Origin of the sequence: Rhodococcus sp. (in: high G+C Gram-positive bacteria) (assembly GCF_049286785.1) — a bacterium.
Taxonomy (GTDB): Bacteria; Actinomycetota; Actinomycetes; order Mycobacteriales; family Mycobacteriaceae; genus Rhodococcus_F.
Map to the genome: position 1 here is coordinate 1 of NZ_JBAQEO010000887.1, position 3,990 is coordinate 3,990.

At 66.9% G+C, this 3,990-nt stretch carries 4 protein-coding genes; all 4 read right to left on the reverse strand.

Features of this window, described 5'->3' with window-relative positions; all coding sequences use genetic code 11:
* The coding region (locus WAW17_RS31505) for an aldehyde dehydrogenase (protein WP_422336756.1) at positions 1–1,253 on the reverse strand (1,253 nt) is incomplete at its 3' end.
* Between the two features lie 31 nt (positions 1,254–1,284).
* Positions 1,285–2,430, reverse strand: a complete 1,146-nt coding sequence (locus WAW17_RS31510) for a hypothetical protein (RefSeq protein WP_422336757.1) — start codon at positions 2,428–2,430, stop codon at positions 1,285–1,287.
* Complete coding sequence (locus WAW17_RS31515) at positions 2,427–3,596, reverse strand: phosphotransferase family protein (protein WP_422336758.1); 1,170 nt, start codon at positions 3,594–3,596, stop codon at positions 2,427–2,429. Before WAW17_RS31515 ends, WAW17_RS31510 begins: the two co-directional genes overlap by 4 nt.
* Before the next feature lie 75 nt (positions 3,597–3,671).
* The coding region (locus WAW17_RS31520; RefSeq protein ID WP_422336759.1) for an ROK family protein at positions 3,672–3,990 on the reverse strand (319 nt) is incomplete at its 5' end.

The window sequence follows — 3,990 nt, forward strand, 5'->3', positions numbered from 1 at the left end:
GTGGTGTACACCGACCCCGCCAGCCCGTAATCCGAGTCGTTGGCGATCTTGATGGCCTCGTCGACCGAGTCGTAGGGGATCACGCACAGCACGGGCCCGAAGATCTCTTCCCGGGCAATGGTCATCGAATTGTCGACGTCCGCGAAGATCGTCGGCTCCACGAAATACCCGGTGTCCAGGTTGGCCGGACGTCCGCCGCCGAGAACCAGGCGGGCACCCTCTTCCTTGCCCTTGGCGATGTAACCCTCGACGCGCTCACGCTGCTTCTCCGAAATCAGGGGTCCGAGCTGTGCGGCCGGATCGGACGGAAGCCCGACGGGAAAGAATGCGGCGGTGGCCACCATGCCGTCGACCACCTCGTCGTACCGCGACCGCGGCGCAAGGATGCGGGTCTGTCCCACGCAGGCCTGCCCGGTGTTCATCAGCCCGGACATGACGAGCATCGGCATCGTCGACGCGAGGTCGGCGTCCTCCAGAACGATTGCCGCAGACTTGCCGCCCAGTTCGAGGGAGCAGCGCTTGAGGTTCTGCGCGGCGATGGCACCGATCTTGCGGCCCACCGCGGTCGAGCCGGTGAAGGTGATCTTGTCGATGTCCGGGTGCGACACCAGGTATTCACCCGTCTCGGCGCCACCGGGCACGAGCGACAGCACACCCTCGGGCAGACCGGCTCGGGTGAAGATCTCGGCGACGATATTGGTGGTGAGCGGCGACTCGGGTGCGGGCTTGAGCACCATCGTGCAGCCCGCGAGCAGGGCGGGGCCCAGCTTGTTGATCGCGAGGAACAGGGGCACGTTCCAGGCGATCACGGCGGCCACCACACCGACCGGTTCACGGGTGACCCGGGACCGGCCGAAGGCGCCCGTACGTTCCTCGGTCCACGCGAATGTATCGGCAAGTCCGGCGTAGTAGTTGATCGTGGCGAGCGATGGGGTCACCTGCATCATCTGCACCGACGCCGGTGGTTGCCCCATCTCGGACGAGAGCACACCGGCGATTTCCTCGCTGCGTTCCTCGAGGAGCTTCGCCGCCCTGGCGATCACCTGCGCCCGCTCCGCGGGCGACATGCGTGGCCACGGTCCGTCGTCGAATGCCCGGCGGGCGGCGGCCACGGCGGCGTCGATGTCCTTCGGCCCGGCGACGGGAACCGAGCCGACACGTTCCTCGGTTGCGGGAGAGAACACTTCGAGCACCTGATCGGTGGACGGCGCTACCCACTTGCCGCCGATGTAGAGCTTGTCGTAGTCGGTCATCAATCCATTCCCTCTGTGGTTACCCACCCGGTCAGCGGGCGGTGTCGGTGAAACTCTCGAATCCGTACGGTGCATGGGGACCGATCGCTGCCACTTCGAACAGCCCTGTCCCGACAGCGGACCCGCCCCCGTCGGTGAGATGAAAACGTGCGAGATTGTCGACGGGACAGAACATCAGAAGCCCGGGTTCGATCTCGGTGACCTGCTTGCGCAATCCCTGCACGACCAGCTCGCCCTGCCACATCCCGTGACGCCAATCGGCTTCGAGTCCGTACCCGGTGCCGATGCCGATGTAGTTGGGAACCAGCAACTCACAGGTGACGGTGACGACCTCGCCGGTCGGGCGGTGGAAACTCAGCGCCGCTGCCGTGACGTTCCGGGTGCCGGGCTCGAACTTCAACTCGTGTTCCGGACGGCCGAGCCACTCGGGTTCACGTTCCGCGTCGGGCCAGATGCGCACGGCCTCTTCGACGATGCGCCTGCCGCGTTCGTCCTCCTGCAGGACCACCGAGATCGAGTATTCGTCGAACTGCATCACCGAGTAGATCCAGAAGAAGTTCTGGATTCCGTCCACCGCCCGCCGGCCGGGAGGTTCGGACTCGCCGACCGGCCGCACACCCCACGACCGGTCCCGGTTGCCCCGCCACGTGTCGGGCGTTACCTGGGTGCGCTGCCCGTCGATCGTGAGTTCGCCTGCCCAGGTGCCGGTCTGGACGAAACGACTGGTGTCGAAGGTGACCCGCTCGAGTTGCCGACGGAAATGCCGTGGTTCGAGAGTCGCGGGGATGGCGGCATCGAAGGTGAGGTCGAACGACAGGTCGTAGTCGCCGGGCTCGAGCACCAGGCGAAGCCGCTGCAGACCTTGGAGTACCTCGACGCGGAACGGGCCGACGGTGGTGTCGGAACGGTCGTACCCGAGGGCACGGGAACCGCGGACCACGAGGTGGTCGTCGCCGCGGCGCAGCACCGCGAACGCATCCGTGACGCCGAGATTGGGATACTGGCCGAGCCCGGCAACCAGGAACAGGTCCGGATCGGCGGACGGATAGCAGTTGAAGTAGTACCGATCGTAGAAGTTGCGGTCGGACGTCGAGACCCGCCGAATCGGTTCCGCCACCTGATGAATCGGGTAATCATCCATCGGGGAGAGGGGATTGCCGGTGAAATCGGCCGTCATCGCAGCTTCCCCCAGTAGGTTCCGTCGAGCATGGCCTCGAGGGAGGCCCGGTGCATGATGAGATCGTCCGGGTCTTCTCGTGTCTCGGCCTGTCCGAAATAGATGGCGCGCGTCTGGATCCGCAGCATGATGGTGGCCTGACGCAACGCCGCGTAGGTCGTGTAGAACTCGAGGTCGCGGGGAGAGTGGCCGGTCAGTTCCTCGTAGCTACCGGCGATATCGCTGAGCCGCAGGAAATCGGGCAAACCTTCGAGCCCGGCCACCTCGGCGATGTCCTCGAAGAACCGGTGCAGGTAGGCCATCCAGCCCAGGTCGAGTTCGCGCGGTCCGAGAGTGGCCATCTCCCAGTCGAGGACGGCAACGGGCCGGAAGTCGCGGTACATGATGTTGCCGATGCGCGCGTCGCCCCAGCAGAACACGGCCGGGGAAGGATCGTCCGGCAGGTACTCCTCCACCCATGCGAAGCCGCGCTCGATCAGCGGTGAGCGCGGTCCGATGTGGGTGGTCCATTCGTAGTACTCGCGTTGCCGCCGGATGTGCGCGCTCAGTGCCTCGGTGACCGTGGGGCCGAAGCCGGGCAGTCGGAGGAAGGAGAAGCGCTCCGCCGGATCATCGATCCCGTGGAGTTGCGCGAGCACGTCGACCGAGCTGCGTTGCAGAAGCGCGCGCTGCTCCTGCGTGGCCTCGGTGACCCAGGATCCGAAGTTGTAGGGCATCACGTCGGGCGGCACCTGTCCGGAGACGCGGGCCATGACGAAGAACGGAGCTCCCAGAGGTTCGGGGTCGGGTTCCGACCAGTAGACGGCCGGGACGGGGACGGTGGAGTGCTCGCCGACCTGCGCCATCACCCGGAACTGGTTGTCGAGTTCGTAGCTGGGGAACACCGGCACGGTCGATTCCGTGGGAGCCGCCCGAGCCACCAGCGGGTGCACCTCGCCGGACCAGGTGGCGTCGAACAGGATGGTTTCGCTCGACATGCCGTTCGCCTCGGGAACGTGCACGTGCGTGACCTGCGCCTGAGCGAGCGAGGCGGAGTCCTCGGGTGCCGATCGGCGACGGAGCCAGGTTTGGAGCCGCTCCCGCAGGACATCGGGGTCCGGTCGCGAGGCGCGGGGTCGTGCGACCTCGGAGGAGTCGTCGGCGGATCGCGCCGGGTCGGTACTCACCGTCGCCTCCTCTCCTGAACGTGTGTGACCCTGAACACTAGAACACGTTACAGAATTTCGGAACAGGTGGCAGGGTTATCGGCCGCGTACTGCGAGAACTCCTGCCCCGGCAAGCGTTCCCAGGGCGCCGAGTTCCGCGGGGACCACCCGCAGTCCCGATACGAAGGACAGCCGGGCGTGCAGGGCTGCGGCCGAACGCAGCGGCTGCCACAGTAGGGGGCCGGACTGTGCGAATCCGCCGCCGACCACGGCGAGATCGACGTCGAGCAGGGCGGCCGCGGAGGCGATCGCCCGGCCGAGCGCGATGCCGGCCCGCTCGAGTGCCGCCGCCGCGACGGCATCGCCTCCGGATGCGTCCCGCGCCAGTTGGGCGCCCGTGTGTCCGCCCCACCCC